At 35.9% G+C, this 20,268-nt stretch carries 14 protein-coding genes and 1 riboswitch; of the genes, 4 read left to right on the top strand and 10 right to left on the bottom strand.

Going from position 1 to position 20,268, the window contains the following annotated elements:
* Positions 1-379 precede the first annotated feature (379 nt).
* Positions 380-2,065 carry a methyl-accepting chemotaxis protein gene (locus tag ACTXGU_RS20730; RefSeq protein ID WP_443483428.1) on the bottom strand — a complete coding sequence of 562 codons (1,686 nt, stop codon included), beginning with the start codon at positions 2,063-2,065 and terminating at the stop codon, positions 380-382.
* A 263-nt stretch (positions 2,066-2,328) separates the two neighbouring features.
* Positions 2,329-2,415, top strand: a riboswitch (cyclic di-GMP riboswitch).
* A 44-nt stretch (positions 2,416-2,459) separates the two neighbouring features.
* Here ACTXGU_RS20730 and ACTXGU_RS20725 point away from each other — a divergent pair.
* Entirely contained in the window at positions 2,460-3,284 is an 825-nt protein-coding gene (locus tag ACTXGU_RS20725) for an endo alpha-1,4 polygalactosaminidase (protein ID WP_443483427.1), read from the top strand.
* Positions 3,285-3,581: 297 nt separating this feature from the next.
* On the opposite strand, the gene pelG is transcribed toward ACTXGU_RS20725, so the two are convergent.
* The 6 genes from pelG to galE form a co-directional block, all read right to left on the bottom strand.
* Positions 3,582-5,039: an exopolysaccharide Pel transporter PelG gene (pelG, locus tag ACTXGU_RS20720; RefSeq protein WP_443483426.1), complete on the bottom strand. Its 1,458-nt coding sequence runs from the start codon at positions 5,037-5,039 to the stop codon at positions 3,582-3,584.
* Between the two features lies 1 nt (position 5,040).
* Entirely contained in the window at positions 5,041-6,444 is a 1,404-nt protein-coding gene (gene pelF / locus ACTXGU_RS20715) for a GT4 family glycosyltransferase PelF (RefSeq protein ID WP_443483425.1), read from the bottom strand.
* Positions 6,441-8,279: a DUF2194 domain-containing protein gene (locus ACTXGU_RS20710; RefSeq protein ID WP_443483424.1), complete on the bottom strand. Its 1,839-nt coding sequence runs from the start codon at positions 8,277-8,279 to the stop codon at positions 6,441-6,443. The genes pelF and ACTXGU_RS20710 overlap by 4 nt, the downstream gene beginning before the upstream one ends.
* Positions 8,260-9,174 (bottom strand): tetratricopeptide repeat protein, encoded by a 915-nt coding sequence (locus ACTXGU_RS20705; RefSeq protein WP_443483430.1) that lies wholly within the window; start codon positions 9,172-9,174, stop codon positions 8,260-8,262. Before ACTXGU_RS20705 ends, ACTXGU_RS20710 begins: the two co-directional genes overlap by 20 nt.
* Positions 9,174-10,400, bottom strand: coding sequence for a nucleoside-diphosphate sugar epimerase (locus tag ACTXGU_RS20700; protein WP_443483429.1), 1,227 nt, complete (start codon positions 10,398-10,400; stop codon positions 9,174-9,176). The genes ACTXGU_RS20705 and ACTXGU_RS20700 overlap by 1 nt, the downstream gene beginning before the upstream one ends.
* A 479-nt stretch (positions 10,401-10,879) precedes the next feature.
* Positions 10,880-11,890: a UDP-glucose 4-epimerase GalE gene (gene galE / locus ACTXGU_RS20695; RefSeq protein ID WP_443483423.1), complete on the bottom strand. Its 1,011-nt coding sequence runs from the start codon at positions 11,888-11,890 to the stop codon at positions 10,880-10,882.
* A gap of 717 nt (positions 11,891-12,607) precedes the next feature.
* Between galE and ACTXGU_RS20690 the strand changes: the two genes are divergently transcribed.
* Positions 12,608-13,219: an IS607 family transposase gene (locus ACTXGU_RS20690; protein WP_443483422.1), complete on the top strand. Its 612-nt coding sequence runs from the start codon at positions 12,608-12,610 to the stop codon at positions 13,217-13,219.
* A gap of 31 nt (positions 13,220-13,250) precedes the next feature.
* Complete coding sequence (locus ACTXGU_RS20685; protein WP_443483421.1) at positions 13,251-14,690, top strand: RNA-guided endonuclease InsQ/TnpB family protein; 1,440 nt, start codon at positions 13,251-13,253, stop codon at positions 14,688-14,690.
* A 410-nt stretch (positions 14,691-15,100) separates the two neighbouring features.
* Here ACTXGU_RS20685 and ACTXGU_RS20680 read toward each other — a convergent pair whose 3' ends face one another.
* The 3 genes from ACTXGU_RS20680 to ACTXGU_RS20670 all read right to left on the bottom strand — a co-directional run bounded on the left by ACTXGU_RS20680 (position 15,101) and on the right by ACTXGU_RS20670 (position 18,289).
* On the bottom strand, positions 15,101-16,402 hold the full coding sequence (locus ACTXGU_RS20680; RefSeq protein WP_443483420.1) for an ABC transporter substrate-binding protein: 1,302 nt from the start codon (positions 16,400-16,402) through the stop codon (positions 15,101-15,103).
* A 91-nt stretch (positions 16,403-16,493) separates the two neighbouring features.
* Positions 16,494-17,321 (bottom strand): carbohydrate ABC transporter permease, encoded by an 828-nt coding sequence (locus ACTXGU_RS20675; protein ID WP_443483419.1) that lies wholly within the window; start codon positions 17,319-17,321, stop codon positions 16,494-16,496.
* Positions 17,321-18,289, bottom strand: coding sequence for a carbohydrate ABC transporter permease (locus tag ACTXGU_RS20670; protein ID WP_443483418.1), 969 nt, complete (start codon positions 18,287-18,289; stop codon positions 17,321-17,323). The genes ACTXGU_RS20675 and ACTXGU_RS20670 overlap by 1 nt, the downstream gene beginning before the upstream one ends.
* A 172-nt stretch (positions 18,290-18,461) precedes the next feature.
* On the opposite strand from ACTXGU_RS20670, the gene ACTXGU_RS20665 reads away from it, so the two are divergent.
* Positions 18,462-20,264, top strand: coding sequence for a sensor histidine kinase (locus ACTXGU_RS20665; protein WP_443483417.1), 1,803 nt, complete (start codon positions 18,462-18,464; stop codon positions 20,262-20,264).
* The last annotated feature ends 4 nt before the right edge of the window (positions 20,265-20,268 follow it).

Below are 20,268 nucleotides of genomic sequence, written 5' to 3'. Positions count from 1 at the left end.
AGCGTATGCGACGAGGAGGCTCGACGCTCGCCCGCGGAAAGCGAAGTGTATTCGGGCTGCGGGTTTAAAAGCAACAATCGATACGAAAACAGCCTTCAGTAAATACTCTAATGACAATAAAAAGAGATAGGTCTAATCCTATCCCTGTTCAGAGTGTAGACATAGTGATATTAGCAGAAACTTCAGGCTGATCGAAAACGTTTGTCGCATCACAGCGTGAAGCCTTGGGAGGAGCGGCGGCCAACAGGATGTTGGTTAGAACGACGTTGTCACAGGACGTGACGTACTTAGTCGTTCATCCTCTTTTCCTGGTAATGAGCATCCGAGTAAGGCGAACAACGAAGAAAGCGAGCGTTTGTCGACAGCCTGCCTTTCCATTTTATATTTTAAAACGATGGATTAATTGCTGCAGCTCTTCTGCTGATTTGGATAATGATGTAGCAGAAGATGAAACTTCTTCAAAGGATGCAGTCTGTTCCTCTGTTGCTGCTGCTACATTTTTTGTATTACTTAATGTTTCATTAGAACCAATTGTAATTTTCTCCATTGATTGCTGAACTTCTTCTACTTCTGTTGTAATATACTGATTTGTTGCTGCGACTTCTTGTATTTGAGATGTCACCAGCTCAATGCTCTCTAATATTTCTTTAATATGTTCACTTGTTTTTTTCGATAACTGGATGCCGGAATCAACATTTTCTTTTACTAAATCCATGTTGTTGACTGTCGAACTAGAGTGGCTGTGAATGGAAGTAACAAGTGTATGGATATGGTTAGCAGATGTGTTGGTCATATCCGCTAGTTTTCGAACTTCATCAGCTACAATAGCAAATCCTTTGCCATGTTCACCAGCTCTAGAGGCTTCAATGGCAGCATTTAATGCAAGTAAGTTGGTTTGATTAGATATATCCGTAATGTAGGAAGAGATGTCTTTTATTTCATTTGCGCTTATTATGAGTGATTGCAAGCCTTCCTCTGCTAAATTCACTGAATAATGAATCGTTTCCATTTGTTCTTGCATGTTTACCACAGTTTTTTCCCCGTCTTCTGCCTGCCCTCTAATGGATGTAGAAACTTTTGCAACATTATTCGCTTTTTGAGACACATTTTTTACGTTTTGTAGAGAGTTATTTACTGCGTGTAAGCTTTTTTGTGTCATTTCATTTTGTGAACTGCTATTTTCTGTTATCGACTGAATCGAAACAGCTACTTGTCTTGCAGAAGCTTTTGATTGGTCCGTACTCGCAGACAATTCTTCTGATGATTGGGCTACTTCTCTTGATGTTTGCCTAATTTGTGCAATCATCGCTTGAAGTGATTCAACAAAAGTATTAAAGGAGTCAGCTAATTGACCAAACTCATTTTTCCCATTTACTTTTACCCTTCTTGTTAAATCTCCTTCACCTGATGAAATATCGACCATCTGTTTATTTAATAGATTTAATGGCTTTAAGATTGATTTTAAAAGAATGATGCCTAGAGCTAAGCTCAATATAGTGGAAAAAATAATAATAATTAGTAATGCTGTTTTCGTTGAGACAGTATTTTTTTGATTAGCAATTTCAATTTCCTTTATATCTTGATTTAATTTATTGACTAACTGATTAACAGAAGGATCTAACACTTCTTTTCTCAAGGTACGAAGGTCTTGAAAATGTAAATTTTCAGCTGCGGTTTGGTCTTGGCGATAAAGTTCTGATACTTGCCCGCTCATTGTTGTAAAGCTTTGAAAACTTGCAGAGAATGTTTTGATATTATTTTCATATTCTTTATAATTTGGCATGCTTTCCATCGTTTTAATTGTTTGAATAATATTGTTTGCTTTTTCGTTTATTTCTTCCGTATACTGGTTGTCACTAGTAATAAGAAAACCTCTTTCATCATTGGAAATACCAGCGATACGGTATTGGATATACGTAACAAGACGCTGCATCTCTTTCGCATTTTTTAATTTTTCCTGATACTCTCTAGCGGATTGAATACTGATATTTGCATATCCACCAATACCAATCATTGCTAGAACTAAAATAACAAGTATAGTAATCAGTTGTGTTTTAATTTTCATTCTAGTACCTCTCTTAGTTGTTGTATTATAAAAGGAAGTTGCCGCAATAACGTCCTTACTTAATATCGGATTCTTTTATATATTTTATAGGGGAGGGAAGTATAGAGTATTAGGTATCATATTCTTTCGAAGTTATTCGAAAAATTTCCAAAATCCTAATCTATAGTAATGGTTAAAACTCCCCTTTTCACTTATCAAAAGAAATATTTGCAAAGACTTTCGACCTATACTATAGTAATGTTAAGACAATTAAATAAACCACTCTCTCTAAAGGGCAAATCTACTGAAAAGTAGAGACGCAAAGGCACAGGTCTAAAGCAGGCAACTGCTATGATGGCTGGTCTACCGTATTTTTATACTTTAGGGTAAAAACGTAATGAAGGGAGAAAGTCACGTGATTTTCAGAAGAATTATGGGTGCAATGGCTCTATTTTACCTAACTGCCTCACTAATAGGTAAAAGTGTTCATGCTGAAGAAAACAAGCCTTTAAAAAGTGTTGCAAATTTTAAAATTTATTATGGAGAAGCGACTGAACAAGCAATAAAGGAGCTTTCTTCGTATGATCTTGTTGTGATTGAACCATATGCATTTTCAAAGAAGCAAATTAAACAATTAAGATCTAATAACACAAAAGTATTCGGCTATTTAAGTGTGATGGAGCTTGAAGCTGCTCATATTCCGCAAGTGAAAGAATCTGATTATTTTTACTATGGTAATCAAAAATGGGAAATACCCCAATGGAATACATACATAATGGATCTTTCCAAGGCACATTATCGAAATATTCTTTTAAAGAAAGTGAAAAATCAAATCGTTCAAAAGGGAATGGATGGAGTCTTTTTAGATACGGTTGGAGATATCGATGATTATTTTTATGATAAGCCGAAGGAACAGAAAAAATTTAGAACGTCTTATAATACTTTATTAAATTCAATTAAATCAACCAATCCGAATTTGCTTCTTATTCAAAATTGGGGCTTTAATACATTAAAAAGCACATCTATTAAGAAGGTTGATGCCATTCTTTGGGAAGATTTCAATCGTGAAATCGTTAGCGAGGACCAATGGTCTCAAAACTGGATTTCTTATTTTAAACAACAAATAAATCTTACTACGTTTACCGTCGCACCAAATAAAGATTCTGCAAAATACAGCACGGAAAATGGTTTCATTCCAACAATGAACGAGAATGATGTTTACAATAACCTAGAAAGTTAATATAAAAAGGATGTCAGAGAAAGGGTTCATACCCACTTTCTCTGACATCCTTTTCTATAATATAATTTATATCTGAAGTTAGATGAATGTCTAGCTCCAGCGCCTGTGCTTTTCTTATCGTTTAGGAAATTATAAACGAAATGGGATTGTGGATAACTTGCCAGTTGTGTCCGCATCTAGCTCCAGCGCCTAGCTCTTGTGAAAAATAACCCCATGCCTCTAAAAGTAAAAAGCACTTTTTGAGTCATGTGAACATTTTTCTTCAGAGCTGTTCAAGGCGCTTGCGCTTTTCTTATTTCATCCAAGTTGATTCAGTTTATCCGCTATCTTTGCAAAAATTCGATGTTTATTTTTTTTCTTATCTGGTGAACAGAACAGGTAATAATCAATGTCTTTTATATAGTTAAACAGCCTCGATAAAGAATACAAAAAGGCAATTCCAGATCCAGCAGCAAAGCTAAGGCCATACCCATCAAAGCCAAGTGGTAGAAAGATAAAAGTTAGAATGGCATTGGCAGCAAAAAAAAGGGCAGATGTTCGCATTGCACCTTTTCGATCATCAAAATATAAAAGCAAGAGGGTGTTGACTAGAACCATCGCATTTGAAAAAGCTCCAATGGCTGTTAATTGAAAAATAGAGTATTGCTGGCTGTTTTGACCAGACTGTGCCATGTAGATCCATGCAGCAAAGATAATGATCAGAGAGATCATCCCTTGAATGCGGAGAAGTCGTTCCACTTCTTGCTTTAGCGTGTTATTCATCGCTTTTTTCATTTTTTCAATTTGCTTCAGCGTCCCTCCAGCGTTTACCGCTCCTATAAATTTTTTATATCGCTCATAAAACCTTGTCTCGATTGAAACTGTAAAGAAAATGTAGGTCGGAACAATCGTTAAATAAGCCCAAAAGACCGAAGAATCATAGATGGGATGGTATAGGAAGCTGTTCGCTACGACTTGACTGCCTTCTCCAAACCAAATGATAAAATTACAAATCCAAATCCCGATATGATAAAGAAATCCACACCAAAACAATGCAGCGTACTTATCCAAATAAGCCAAAAAGGAAAATTGTTCACTTGAGCCATGCTTTGGAAACATTTCTAAAATCACCGCACTAAGCCAACAAAGTGTCAAAACGATTCCACATGTAAAACAACATAAAAGCAAAAAAGCTTGTCCATACATGAAATCAACGGCAGGGTTCAAAAAAGCAACTAGAAGAATACCAGTAATAGAAAGAATGCCTCCAGCTAAAAAAGCAATCGCAATCGACTGGTAGTTTTTAGCCGCTGTTAAATAAATCGACTGAACCCATATCATATTTAAGGCAAGAAATAATACAAGCAGCAAAAGCTTATAATACATAGGCAGAGGGGTGATAATGGCAAAAACAAGCCACATAATAAAAGCTAGAAAGAGAATGATTTTTGACATTCCTAACAAGGAGGTAAAAACTTGATCAAGCTTTTTATCATATAGCAAGTCTGCAACATACCTTGTCACAATTAATTGTAGACCCCCGTAAATAATTTGTGAAAAAATAAAGCAATAAGAAATCGAAATCGTAAAGAGCTGTTGCTCCTCTTTAGGAATCGAATAAAAAAAGCTAATTAAAAAGCGAATCACTGTAATGGTTAAAATGACCACTAACCACGGACCAGCTGTTACAAATAAAGAAAATCCATATGCCTTGGTTCTAGAAGAAAAATAATCTTCTTGAAATAGCTTTTGCAAACGAAAGCCAATGCCAGCCAAATCACTCCCCCCTTTCTCTATATAAGCTTTGATAGCTTTTTACAACATCCTTCAGTTGGTAGTATTTCTTTACTCTTTCCCGCCCATTTTCTCCGAATGCCAGCCTTTCTTTAGGGTGGTTGTAATACCATTCAAGGTACACGCTGACAAGTTCAGGTGAAACGGGCGGAACAACATATCCACATTGTCCGATTCCGTCATCTCTTCCAAATATTAATTCGCGGCATGAGCCAACATCTGTAACGACCCATGGAATCCCAGCTGCCATCCCTTCAAGCATAGCAAGCGGCTGCCCTTCAGAAATACTGGTGAGCACTAATACATCCGTCCTTGCCAAATACTCTTTAATGTTTACCTTCCCCGTCATAAATACATAAGAAGAAAGATGGAGCTGATTAATTAAATCTCTGCATTCTTGGGCATATTCAGGCTCTTCTGAATCAGGGCCCAGCAAGTAAAATTCGAACGGAATTCCTTGATCTGCCAAAATTTTTGCAGCGTAAATCATCGTTTTTATATCTTTAATTGGGACCACACGAATAATCGCAGAGATCATCAATACATCGTTATGTTTATTCGGCTCTCTTTTCATAACATAATCCTCAATGTTTACACCATTGGGGATTATTTTTAATTTGTCCGCCGGTGCTCCTAACTTCCGCTGGTACTCACTATTGCGGCCGAATAAGGTGATGATGTCGGCAGCTTGGTGGTATGCTTGTCGTGAAAGATGATGGAAGAAGGAAATCCAACGATTTTTATACTCTGTTGGAATCCAATCTGATTGCAATATTTCTTCCTCACGCTCACGGGAGTAGATCCCATGCTCCGTAAGAAGAAAGGGGATCTTCGCATGTGCGCTCATGACAGCTCCCAATAAGCCTCCATATCCAGTCGAAACAGAATGGATCAAATTAAGCTCTGGAAAATCAATTTGCAGCATTTTAATTGCAGGTGAGAACATGGAACGCCACATCCAGAAATAATTAGAAAAAGAACCGCTGGAGTTTTCAAAAATATAGCTTTCTTTGACAATTCGATAAAATTCTGGACTATGAAGAAAGGCATCAAGAGATCCGATCTTTTGTTTATTGCCAACAATATTTAATGCATGGCTGTCTACCGATTGAAAGGTAAACCATTTGCTTAAAATCTCTACTTCCTCTTCACTTAAGGAAGTTGGAAGCTGTTTTTCCTGTTTATTTGACTGTAAAGGGATTTGAATAACCTCTTTTACATTTGTAGGGATCTTGTACTGATAGCTATTTATTGATTTTTCAAACGGAACAATGGCGAAGATGGTAAAATCATGTTCTTCAAATTCCTGAAGGATCATTTGCACCCAGCTTGCCACCCCTCCACTGACAAAGGGGTAGCTTCCTTCAACTACTAACCCTATCCTCATAAAGCTTCTCCTTTTATCGGTATTTCTGCCTGCGGCTTTAATAGCTTCACACTGTAGAGCTGATTATCAAGCTTAGTGACAGAACCAAATGAAAACGTGCCTGTTTTAAGATATTTCCCATCTTCAATACGAATCACGACAGAGGCTTGAGCAGGAAGCCCCTTGTACGCAATGTGTATTCTGTCTTGTTCATAGGAAGTAACCAACTCACCTTTTTGATACTTTTTTATTAATTCTGTAGCTTCTATTTGCGTAACACCTTCTATGTGCGGATACCATTTCCTAACATTCGCTGTAATCTGTCGATAAGCATCTGCCAGCTCATTCCATGTTTTGTTTCCAGACCGCTCGGAGTCGAGAATATCATCTGGATGAACGAAATGAGAAACAACACCAAAATTAGCCACAACATCTGCGAGTAAAAACTGATCATCAGCAGATAATTCATATCCACTCGTAATCCGGGGAAAGAAGTAAATATCTCGATTCATATGATCATATTCAAACTCCGTAACGAGTGTACTGTTCGCATTAGAACCGAAATACAAGGCTGCAATTGTTTTTACCTCAGGCAATGCCCTGCTAATAGCATTAAGTCCAGTTCTATTCACAACATTCGATGGAGGAACATAAGTTTCCAGCTTGTTGTTCGGATAAAAGTGATGGAGTAATGTATATAGCTCGATTAATGATTCTTCCATATCCTTTTGACGATTCCAGCTCACATAGCCAAACTCTTTATTAACGGGGTCTTCTTTTGTCAACAGAGGCTGATGATTGAATCCATGAAACCCAACCTCTCCACCTTTTGAAAAAAGCTCCCAGCCGAAAAACAAATACGTATTTCTTCGTTCTTCGATAAGGCTTGGAAAAGGAGGTTTGACCATATTTTGATACGTTCCTATTGCGACACCCGTGTATTTAAAATCATAGTCATCAGCTATTTTTTTCATGTCCTTCCACCAAAAGTTCTGATAAAAGCTTGGCAGGGAAACAGCTTTTTTGGTCACATTATTTAAACGTCCATTTGGAATTGGAGCAGGGAAATCATCAATATACATGATTTGAACATCCAGCTGTGCTGATGCAAAGGAAGGAAAGACTAATCCGAGTGATTGCACAAACAGGCCCCTTCCAAGCTTATCGTCCATAACAGTTGTATTCCAATAAAGTACCTTCCCGTCCCCATAATCATTTTTCCATAGAATCGGGAGGTCCTCAGCCGTCATCCAAATATTTGTCGTTGCTGGATTTAAGCTCACATTTAAAGCGTTATGCGTAAAGAGCTTTGATGAGGCCGGAATGTCAGGATAGCCAGGAAATAGTGATTTTTCAAAATGAATTCCTTTTACTTCCTTAAAATCTTGTTTTTGTGTAATTCCAAACAAAGGATCCCAAGAAGGATCTGTAAAGAATCTATAAGGAACGATTAATCTTCCTCCATCCCTTACAAATTTTTCAAGGTCTTCTCTATTTACTTTGTTCGACATTTCTCCAGAAAAAATAATGCCTGTATAAGGATCTGAAGTAATAGAGCTTATTTGATCTGGCCTAATACTCTCGAAATGAATATGTCCATAATCCATCGCTCTTATTAAATTTTCCTGCACTTGTTTCCCCATGGTCGTTTCTGCAGAAATGACATATAATCGAAGGCTCTGACCTTTTCCTATTTTATTTTCGCTTCTATATGTTTTGAACTTTTTTTCAGAAACAGATTGCTCAAAGGAAAATATTTGATATAAAGCATCAGAACGAAAAAAAAGTACAAGGGAAATAATAGCTACTAATATAGCTGCGATTATCCAAACGAAATTAGGCTTTATTTTCAACATGTATTCCTCCAAGCTGCTTGATGAAATGCTGATACTTTTCCGGGAATTTATCCAACAACTGTTGATGGATCACTTGATCAATTATGTTATATAGCTTTTTCCACATGTTCTGACGGTAGTAAATCTCAAGCAATCCTGCGTATCCATAATACACTTCTGGACAATTCGCTGCTAAATGCAGAAATTGTTCCTCCGCTTTCTCATATTGATTTTCGCGGTGATAAAGAAGACCTAAATGATACGAGTAAATGGGCTCGTTTGGAAAAAGTTGAACAGATTTTTTAAGATAAAACATAAATTGATTGATCATTTCTTTCTCCTGATGTGATGAAAGCAGTCCGCTTTCAATATATCGTGCATAAAGAAGTGTTAGTTTTTCAGCAGCCTCATGAATTTGCGACTGGGTGAATTGTTGTTTCAAATCGTTAATCTTCTTTGTATATCGTTCATTTAATGCATTAATCGTCGTTGCAGCATAATGGATTGTTTCTGCATCCTTTTGCTTTACAGCTTTTCTAAGAAGCTTTCCTTCATTTGATACATTTGCAGTACTTAATTGTACAATCAGCTTTTTCTGCAATTCTGGCCTGTCGAGCTCAAGACCAGACGTAAAAGAAATTAGCTCTAAATCTTGTTTAGCCTCTGCCCGCATATCTTCATAGTTTGGCATTTTAAAGGTGATGTATCCGGAGTATTCTTCAATCCATTGCTGATTTTTCTTTTTTAATTGCAGAGAAAGAAGGATCAAAGCTGCTATAAAACCGATTATAGGGATAATGAATGAAAGGATTAGAAAAAAATCATAGAGCCCCTTTTTTTCTAAAGGTGCCCTCGACTTTAAAATCATAAAAAAGATAAAAGCAAATACAAGATAGAAAGAAAGGATATACATCATCAATGTACGGCCTCCTTCCTAGTTGAAACTGCCTTCCATACACGTTCTTCAATCACGGATATATGCTTTTCTTCTGTGCAAGGCAGTAATATCATCAGTATTTGTTCTTCCATGCTGTATCCTAAATAGTCAATGTCACGAAGCTGCTGTTTTACAAGTTTACTAATTTCTTTCAGTGAAGATTCAGGTACTTTCATAGTGAGATAAGAATATGGATAGTCTAGTATTTTTTGACGCTTCTTCTCAATAGCGACTAAACGATGGAATTCTGAAGCATGGTACACAACGGTTCCTGGAATAGTTCGGCTGCTTATATCCATCTTCCAAGTATCCAATGCATGACCTAGACGATCACCCATCCATCGCAAAAACCAAACAAATAACTCAAATTGCTGTGAAGTGACATTTGAAAATTCAATATCATCTAATACAATTACATACTGAATTTGATCCTGATTGATGACCGGGCCAACAAGCAGTGGAGCGTCATCTGGATCTTCAATCGTTCGAAAAAATGCCCTTCCGTGGGTCAATGCGTTTTTAATTACAGCTGGTCCCTTTTCAACAAAAATCGTTGCAGGCAATGCTTTTCCTTTTCCTTCTGAACGAAGCTTAAGTCTTAAAGTTTGTCTTGTGCTATTCACATAATAAATGCCAATTCTTTTAGCATTAAAATATTCCTTTAATACATTCAATCCTTCATCAAGCAGCACTTCAGGATGAGAATGATTTAATTCTTTAAACATATAAAATAGCTTTGATAGTTGATTATCTGATTCTAGCATACTTGATTTAAGCTTTATTCTAGATTCATTTAAATGTTCTACTGTATTCTTTAGTTCTTCATTTTCTGCTTCCAGTTCATTTTTATTAAGATGAACATCTTCATATCTTTCTTTATATGAAGTACTAAAAAATCCACAGCAAATACTAACAGAAAAAAGAAAGAACCAATGAACCCATTGATTAACTGAATAAAAATAAAGTATGACAGCCTCTTCTCTTAGCAGCCCGATTACAATTGTATAAAGGAAGGCTTCTATAAATGAAAAGATAGCTAGATAAATACCATAGCGAATCGAAAAAAGCATCACGATAAAAACGAGTAATAAATATTCATAGGAAGGTGTGACTACATGGAACACTTGCGAGGTAATCCCAAGTAATAAAAAAGCAAAGGTAGCCTCTATCAACTTTCTCGCTAGATTTGACTGCTGGTAATACATTGTTAATTCCATCTTTCCTATTATTTTTTTTGCTATCCTGAAAATAGGTTCCGCAGGTTGAATACACTTCGCTTTCCGCGGGTGAGCGCCGAGCCGCTTCGTCGCTTTGCTCCTGCAGGGTCTCGTCTTTCTCGCTTTCCCGCAGGAGTCTTCGTGTATTCCAGTGTATTCCACCTGCTCTGTGCTATAAATAGTGGAAGCTGCCTCTTTTCATGGGCCATGGTGCAAATTTTGTTGCATGGGTGTCTACCCTGAAAATAAGTTCTGTTAAAAGGGTTTTTCCGAAGCTTATCGCTCGCTTTACGCGGGCGGTCGGGTAGCCTCCTCGGCGCTGTACCCCTGTGGCGCCTCCGTTTTTCTTGATCTAGCGGAAGCAGCCAGCCCCTGTGAAAAATAACCCCATGCCTCTAAAAGTAAAAGCACTTTTTGAGTCATGTGAACATTTTTCTCCGGGGCTGTCTAAGAGCGCTTGCGCTTTTCTAATTGTATCCATTTGGATAATTAGATTGCCATCTCCAAGCATCTAAACACATATCATAAATATCCTTTGTTGCTTCCCATTCCAATTCTTTTTTTGCTTTTATTGGACTTGCAAAGGACGCTGCGATGTCACCAGCCCGCCTAGCGGTAAATTTGTATGGAATGCTCACACCTGTAGCATGTTCAAAGGCTTTTACGATTTCTAACACACTATATCCAGCGCCTGTTCCCAAATTATAAGCGTCGACACCAGAGGTGGAAAGAATTTTTTCAAGCGCTCTAATGTGGCCAACTGCTAAATCAACTACATGAATAAAGTCCCTAACTCCAGTTCCATCAGCGGTTGGATAATCATTCCCGAAGATATTCAGATATTCTTGTTTCCCAGCTGCGACTTGAGTGATATAGGGCATGAGATTATTGGGAATCCCTTTCGGATCCTCACCAATGAACCCACTCGTATGAGCTCCGATTGGATTAAAATACCGAAGAAGTGCGATGCTCCATTCATGATCAGAAGCATACATATCACGTAAAATCTCCTCTACCATCAGCTTCGTTCTTCCATATGGATTCGTCACACTGAGCTTCGACGTCTCAACAATAGGTACTTCTGTTGGATCTCCATAAACGGTTGCAGATGAACTAAAAACGATCTTTTTGACTCCATGTCTTTTCATCACTTCGCAAAGAATGAGGGTGCCTGAAAGGTTGTTTTGGTAATAATGAAGAGGAATTTGAACAGATTCACCAACAGCCTTAAGCCCAGCAAAATGGATAACTGCTTCTATATTATTTTCATGAAAGACTTGATTCACTTTCTCTTGATCAAGTAGATCAGCTTTATATACTTTAAAAGACTTGTTTGTAAGTAATTTCACTCTTTCTAATACTTCAGGACTGCTATTCGAAAAATTGTCCAGGACGACAATCTCATAATCAGCATTTAAGAGCTCGATACATGTATGGCTGCCTATAAAGCCAGCGCCACCAGTTACTAATACGGTCATCATTTCCTCCAATAAATATACAGTACTACAACCATACGTTTGAAAATAGTATGTAAGTATGATGTATACTATGTTGTATACTGTCTCTACTATATAAATGCTAAATCAGTTTTATAAATCCATCACTAATCTTCACATAAACTAAATCAATTGTCTATCGTAGAAAACTAGAAAAAATGACAAAATACACCAATTTTTTTACTTTAGTTAAAAAGGGTTTCTCCTTCTCTTTTAAGGATAATAAGGAGAGTATGCGGTCATCGCAACAAGAGAAATGCGGCAAGTAAAAAAATAGCCAAAAAGCTGATCAGTAATCTAATCAGCTTTGACACTTTTTGAAGCATGATAAATTAGTAGCATTGTTATAAATCGAAAAAAAAAATCCAGCTTCAAGCTGGACAAGAAGTGCTATATTTTCAAGGGGGAACTTGATGCTTCTATTATACCCGTTAATTATGACTAAACGATGACAAATTAAACACAAATCTTTTAAAACTTTATTTATCTTTTATTAATGTGAGTGCCAAATACGAGTGCCCTGACCCCCGCTACGGTAACGATTTTAAAGCACCGGGGGTCCAGCACTAAAAAAATCCATCTGCACGCTGGACAAAAAGAGATACTATATTTTGTTTAATAAAATCCACTTAAATATATCTATATCTATTTGAAAAACCTAATCATAATGGTAATATAAACCAATGAGGAGGTTTTTTTTTGTATAGCATTAATAAAGCATCAGAAATGTTAGGTGTCTCTATATCAACTTTGAGAAGATGGGAAAAAGAAGGTAAAATTAACTCCATTAAAACAACGGGTGGTCATCGTAGATACACAATTGAAGAATTAAATAAAATAAAGAAAATTAAACCCAAAGCAGGCAAAATAACCATAGGTTACTGCCGAGTTTCTTCTTCTGACCAAAAAGAAGATTTAAAGAGACAAATTGAAACAGTTTCCACTTTTTGTATCGCTAAAGGTTACACTTTCCGAATCATTGACGACTTAGGGAATGAGTTGAATTATAACAAAAAAGGTTTAAAAGAACTTATCGCTTTAATTCAAAGAAATGAGGTTGATAGAATAGTAGTAAATTATAAAGATAGACTCATTCGATTCGGTTATGAAATCATAGAACAAATATGTGATTTTCATGAAGTTGAAATCGAAGTGATTAATCATACAGAAGATAAATCGTATGAACAAGAACTAGTTGAAGATATGTTATCCATTATTACAGTTTTCAGCAGCCGTTTGTACGGTAGTAGGAGTCATAAGCAAAAAAAGTTAAAAAAAGCAGTGGAAGATGCACTTGCTGAAAGTGATTGAATGAAATAATCGGACATTAGGAGGTGAGAAAATGAGCCTGATTTACAATAAAAAGATTCAAGTAATCTTCACAAAAGAAGAAGAGTTGGTTCTGGATGGACAAAGTAAAATTTGTAATTGGTTGTACAATCAGTTGCTGGATGCATGTCAAAAGGATTACAAAGAGAATCATAATTCCCTAAAGCTGTTAGAAGGTCGAAATTTACGTAATTATGGTGTGTCTTTAAAAGAAAAATGCCCTTTTTTAAACACTGTATTTTCCTCTGTATTAAAAGAACCTTCAACACGTTTAAAAAAGGCGTATCAAAGTTTCTTTAAGGGAGATACACAATATCCAAAATTCAGAAGTTGGAAAAAGAAATGGTTTAGTTTAGTGTTTGATGAACCAAATAAAGGGTGGGAAATCCAAAAAAACGGTACAAAAATTTCCATTTCTTTAGGTGGTATTCCTGGTATGGAAACAGAAAAAGGAAAACGAAATCCGTCTATTATAGGAAATCTGAAAGAAAAAATGGCACTACGAGAAGATGAAATGCTGAAGACTTTTAGTCTATGTAAACAACAAGGAAAGAATTTTTATGCTATTTTTACTGTAGAACGATGCACAAAAAAAGAAATGGAATTTAAACAGGTTATGTCTGCTTATCGCAAGAAATATAACCTAGCTAAAAAAGAAAATAGAGAAAAACCACAAAAACCTAAGTTTAAGGAAGAAACAGTAGTGATACCGAAGAATGTTACATGGATAGCACTCGACCCGAATCATAAAAATTTCTTTGTGGGTGTAGACTTTGAAGGGAATTCCATTGAGTTTCAAAAGTTGAAGATGATGAAATACTGGGATCAGACCATTGATCAATTAAAATCACTTCGAGATGCGTGTGAAAAGAGATATCGAAAAAGAAAAACAAAACATGGTAATCCTTTCACAGTACATAGTCCTCGTTGGAATCGATTAAATCACGCGTTAAACATTGCTTATCATAAACGTCGAGAACAAATAAAGACGGCATTATACTCTATTGCGCATGCTTTATATCGAAAATATGACTTAGTGATTATCGGTGACTATACTCCAACAAACGGAACAGCTCCTTTTGATCATATGAAAAGAAGTATGCTGAATCAAGAAAAAATGGGAGAATTTCGTAAGGTCTTGGAATGGGTCTCCAGTAAGCTAGAAAAATACTACTTGATGGCTAACGAACATAATACAACAAAAGAATGTTGTGTTTGTGGGCATTTGGAGAAAAAGGAACCGAATATCCGAAGTTTTGTTTGTGTAAGTTGTGGAACTGAAATGTTGAGAGATAATAATTCCGCAGTAAACATCGGTAAAAAGGTTGGCTATTCATTAGATGTTACTGCATATAAGCACAAACTAAAAAACTTCACCTATAAAGGAGAAGCGAAATTTGGAAAGAAGATTTTATGGTTAGAAAACAACCTTTCATTGCCTTGCTTAGGCTAGTTAGGAGTGCCAATGGTATGTTTGTACTAACTACACTTGTGACGACATGCTCTCCCATTCGAGAGCAAGACAGTGCTCATTTGCACTTGGAAAAAATGTTGTTCTGCCAACAAGACCTACACGCTGCAATACGGTCTTGATTTGGAGATAAGATGATTACTCAGGCGTGACATTCTAAAAAATCTACCCACTTAGGTAGTTTTGATTAGGAGTGAAGAGGAAAATCAAAGCGGGAACTTGAAAAAGTTAGTTACTTACTAACTACTATCATACCGATTAATTATGACTGAACGATGACAAATTAAACACATATATTTTAAAATCTTATTTATCTTTTTTGAAGCAGTTGTTTTTTTTGAAATAATGCCCCAAATGAAAATATTTGGGGCATTTTTCTGTTTGTAAAACGTTTATTTTTTCAGTTTAGCCCATGTTTCATCAAGTGATTTCATTACTTCTTCTTTTGATTTTTGGCCGCCGACATATGCTTGGATACTTGCGCCAAATTCCTGTCCAGCTCCATCAGGATATTTCATAAACTGCCAAGAATATGTTTTTCCATTTTTAGAGTATTCTTGAATGGCAGCGCCTAAAGGGCCGATATCTTCTGCAGTTGCTTCAATTGTTTTGTAGGCTGGAACATATTTGAATTCTTTTACTAACGCTGTTTTACCAGTATCAGAAGTCACCATCCAATTTAAGAAATCCAATGCTGCTTTTTTATCTGCAGCAGGTGCTCCATTGTGAACAGCCCAGTTGGTTGGTACATCTACCATTAATTTATCCGTTTTTGCTTTATCATCATTTAGAGGCATTGGAATAAAACCAACTTCCATGTTAGGAGAGATTTTATCTATCATCGGCTGAATCCAGTTGCCTTGTTGGAGCATAGCTGCTTCACCATTTGCAAATAAAGTAACTTGTGTATTGTAGTCTGTTGTCAACGGATTTTTATTGCCGTACTTTAATGTTAAATCTAATAAGTTAAAGTAATTATCAAAATACTCGTTTCCTGCAATTTTAGATTTTCCTTCATTTATTCCTTTAATAAAGGCATCTGTATCATCCTGATAGGCAAATGGAACATTTAGACCATGGTTTGCTAATACCCACCATTCAGCGTAGCCATTAGAGAATGGCGTGATGCCTGCTGCTTTTAATTTTTTTGCAGCCGCTTCTAATTCAGAGAAAGTCGTTGGCAGTTCTTTTATGCCTGCTTTTTTAAATAGCGCTTTATTGTAGGCAAATCCATAGCCTTCTAAATTAACTGGCTGCCCGTATAGTTTGCCATCCACTGTCATAGGTATTAAAGCACTTTCATATGCATCTTTTACCCATGGCTGATCAGACAAATCCTCCAGTTTATCAAGCCATGTTAGTGCTTCTTGATAGCCTCCGTTTCCGAAAATATCAGGTGCTTTATTTGATGCGAATTTTGCTTTTAAAGCGGCTGCACCATCTGCACCTCCACCTACTGTTTCAATATTAAAGGTAACATCTGGATGCTCTTTTGTATAAGCGTCTGTTAATGACTTTAATTGATCAGCTATTTCCACTTTTCCGTTAAAAATATCCACTACCACTTTTCCATCTTTATTGCCGCCATTTTGGTTGTTGTTAGTTGATTCATTTGAGCAAGCGCTTGCAAAAATAAGTGAAGCAGTTAAAACACCTGTTAGTAAAGAATATTTTTTAAATTTTAAGAAACCCATTTGTTTCCCCTCCTGGTTTTAGGAAAAAATTATATGGAACTCAAGTCTCTACTGAAATTTTCAAAAAGTCCTGAGTTTGCTCCCGCTATTATTATTTAATAGAGCCATTTGTAATCCCTTTAATAATATGTCTTTGCATTGTAAAAAAGAATATCAATAATGGAATAATACCAATCATTAATGCAGCAAGTGCTAAATCCCATTGCTTTGTATATTGGCCAAAGAAAAAGAATGTTGCCAGTGGGATGGTTCTTAGTTCTGGGTTTTGCAGAACTAATGATGGCAATAGAAAATCATTCCATATCCATAAACTGTTTAAGATGACGATTGTCACAGTAATTGGCTTTAATAAAGGAAAAACGATTCTCCAAAACACACCAAACCGTGAACAGCCATCTATAATAGCGGCTTCTTCCAGTTCTACAGGAATGCCTTTTATAAAGCCATGATATAAAAAGATCGTCATCCCAGAACCAAATCCTAAATACATAAAGACAAGACCCCAAATGCTGTTTAATAAATTCAAGCTTCCTGCTGTTTTAATAAGCGGAATCATAATAGATTGAAACGGAATAATCATCGCTGCAACAAAAATCATAAAAATGACATTGCTGATTTTCTTCTTTGTTCGAACAAGCATATAGGCTGCCATCGAACAAAAGACGACGAGAACAAGATTGCTTGCGATCGTTATAATCAATGAATTAGAAAATACTTTTAAAAAGTCTAGTTTCTCAAATGCACTTACATAGTTTTCAAACTTTAAAACACTCGGTAAAGCAGAAGTATTTGTTAATATTTCTGCAAATGGCTTTAAAGAGTTGGATATGACATAATAAAATGGTACTAAAAAAGCAAGTCCAAGCAAGATAGCGAATATTTCAAGTATGAATGTTTTGCCATTATACTTATGCCCCATTAGGATTCAACCTCCTTCTTCTTAGAAATGGCTACTTGAATAACTGTAATGGCAGCAACTACAATAAAGAAGATCAATGCTTTTGCTTCGCCGATGCCGTAACGGTTATTGACAAATGCTTCAGTATAGATGTTAAGCGCTAACATTTCTGTTGCTTTAAATGGCCCTCCATTTGTAAGCGAAAGGTTTGCATCAAATATTTTAAAGGAAGAAGCAGTTGTTAAAAATAAGCAGATGGTTACAGCTGGTGCAACAAGCGGCATCGTAATATGACGAAGTATTTGCCATCTGTTTGCGCCATCAATTTTTGCAGCTTCAATCAATTCTTGTGGTACATTTTGCAATGCAGCGATATAGATAATCATAATATAGCCGGCGCCTTGCCAAACGCTTACTATGACAATTCCCCAAAAAGCTGTTTTAGCATCGCCTAACCATGCCAGATTAAAAAGAGGAATGCCTGTTAATTCACCAATAGATGCAAAGCCTTTAACAAAAATAAATTGCCAGATAAACCCTAATAATAGACCGCCTAGCAAGTTAGGCATAAAAAATATGGTGCGAAGAATGTTTCTTGTTTTTAACATTTGAGTTACTAATAACGCTAAACCGAAACCTATTAAGTTTGTTAACAGAATCGCGATAACCGTATACTTTGTTGTCAATAGAAAAGATTGTTGAAATTGTTTATCTTCTGTAAATACATAGATAAAATTATCTAAACCAACCCATTTAATTTGTCCGGTTATGCCGTTCCAGTCTGTAAACGAATAATAAATGCCAGAAAAAAATGGAATAAGTACCACTACTGTAAAAGCTAAAAATACGGGACCAACAAATAAGGTAAATAAACCAGCGTATCTCCACTTCTTTTTTTGGGAAAAAGATAGGGACTTATTCGTTTTACGTTGGCGATCAGTTGTAATAGCTGAACGGTTTACTTTTTCAAGGTTATTTTGATTATTCATTACTCCACCTCCTATATGTATAATGTAATAGATTGTTCAATAATATGAAACCGTTTACATTGACAGGTAGGGTGGAAAATATTGAACGGATGATGAACAGAATTTCCACTAGGTATAAGTATATAATGAAGGGAAAGGAAAGAATAAATTTTAGAGAGAGGAAGTAAATGTGATGAAATGGGGGATACGAAAGAAGCTTATTGTGTTTTTAATGTTGGCAGCAGTTTTGCCATTTGGAGCAGGCATCATTATCACTTATTATGAAACAACTAATTCCATTAATAAACGTTTTGTTTCTTCCAGCCATGATCAAATAGAAAAAGGAGAAGAAGAGCTTCATACCTATTTAGAAGATGTGGCACAAATATCAACCATACTATACCGTTATTCACCATTTATGATGGTATTAAAAAACGGAATTTCAGATAACTTAACAGCGAATCAAAGTGAGGTGACAAGAGCCTTAGCTTATTTATATAATTCAAGACCGGAGATAGAGCAGATGCATCTGTATATAGATAAAGGAAAAAACGCTTATACTAATTATCACTCGCAAATAAGTGGAAGAGGCGAATATAAGGATATTTTTTCCCATCCATATTATGCCCAATTTCAGCAGGAAAAAAATGATTATTCTATTATAGAGCCGCCGCATGTAATTTATAGTTATAATAATTTATCCGTCATTTCAGAATCAGAGAAAAAGATGGTTTTAAGTTTTCACAATATTATCAAGGAAATACCTTCGGAAAAGTTCTTAGGCTTTTTATCCATTGATATTAGCTTATCAAAGATTAAAGACATTGCAGATCGATTATATATGAGTAATGTGGAAGACCTTTATATTATGAATGAAGACGGTGTTGCCATCTATTCCTCCAAAGAAAAAGAAATAGGCAAGCACATAAAAAAGCAATGGTTTGAAAAAATAAAAAAAGTGGAACCTTCTAAAAGAAGTATAGGTTGGGAAGATAAAGAGTTCTCCGGTGTCATTGTTTTTGAGGATTTTTTTGTTCAAGAAAAGAAATGGTATATAGCAAAAAGAATTCCTTATCATGTTCTTTATCAAAGTGCTCGTGAAACGGTGATTACAAATAGTTTAATTGGACTAGTTTCTCTTGCCATTGTTTTATTAACAACATTTATTATTTCTATAAAAATAACCGCCCCCATTAAAGTGTTGATTGCTAATATGAAAAAGGTAGAAAAAGGAGAGTTTCAGGCGGATTTTGATTCGTTGGGCAATGATGAGGTAGGCATGCTTGGGAAGCATTTTAAATTAATGATTGGAACAATCAATACATTAATTGAAAGAGAATATAAATTAGAAATTGAAAACAAAACTTCGCAGCTTCGTGTTCTGCGTTCGCAAATTAATCCGCACTTTTTATACAATGCCTTGCAGTCGATTGGAACGTTAGCGTTAAAAGCAAAGGAAACACAAATTTATTCATTGTTAATGGCGTTAGCTGGCAGTATGAGATACAGCATGAATATGCGGGAAGATATTGTTCCTTTTTTATTAGAAATCAAACACGTGAAAGCGTATTTATTATTACAGCAGCAGCGCTTTGAAGAGCAGGTTGAATATCATATCAATGTAACAAAAGAGGCAGAATCGATACAGATACCGAAAATGATTCTACAGCCAATTGTGGAAAATAGCTTTAAGCATGGATTTATTCATCAAGACAAGAATTTTTTGGTCAAAATAGAAGCTTGGGTAGTAGGCAATGAGATTGTTTGTTCGGTAACAGATAATGGAGTAGGTGTAGATGAACAATCATTAAAGAGAATTTATGAAATGCTTTTACAAGAGAAAACAAATAGAAAAGGTATAGAGAGAGAATCCATTGGATTAAAAAATATTTATGACCGTTTAAAAATATATTATAACAATAAAGCAAGAATGGAAATCACAAGCAAAGAAAATGAAGGATTTACGGTTGTTTTCTATATTCCAAAGTGTTTGTAAAGTG

The organism is Niallia sp. 01092 (genome assembly GCF_052318935.1).
Lineage (GTDB): Bacteria > Bacillota > Bacilli > Bacillales > Cytobacillaceae > Niallia.
The sequence above is the reverse complement of the archived record's forward strand: the minus strand, read 5'-3'. Positions and strand labels throughout refer to the sequence as shown.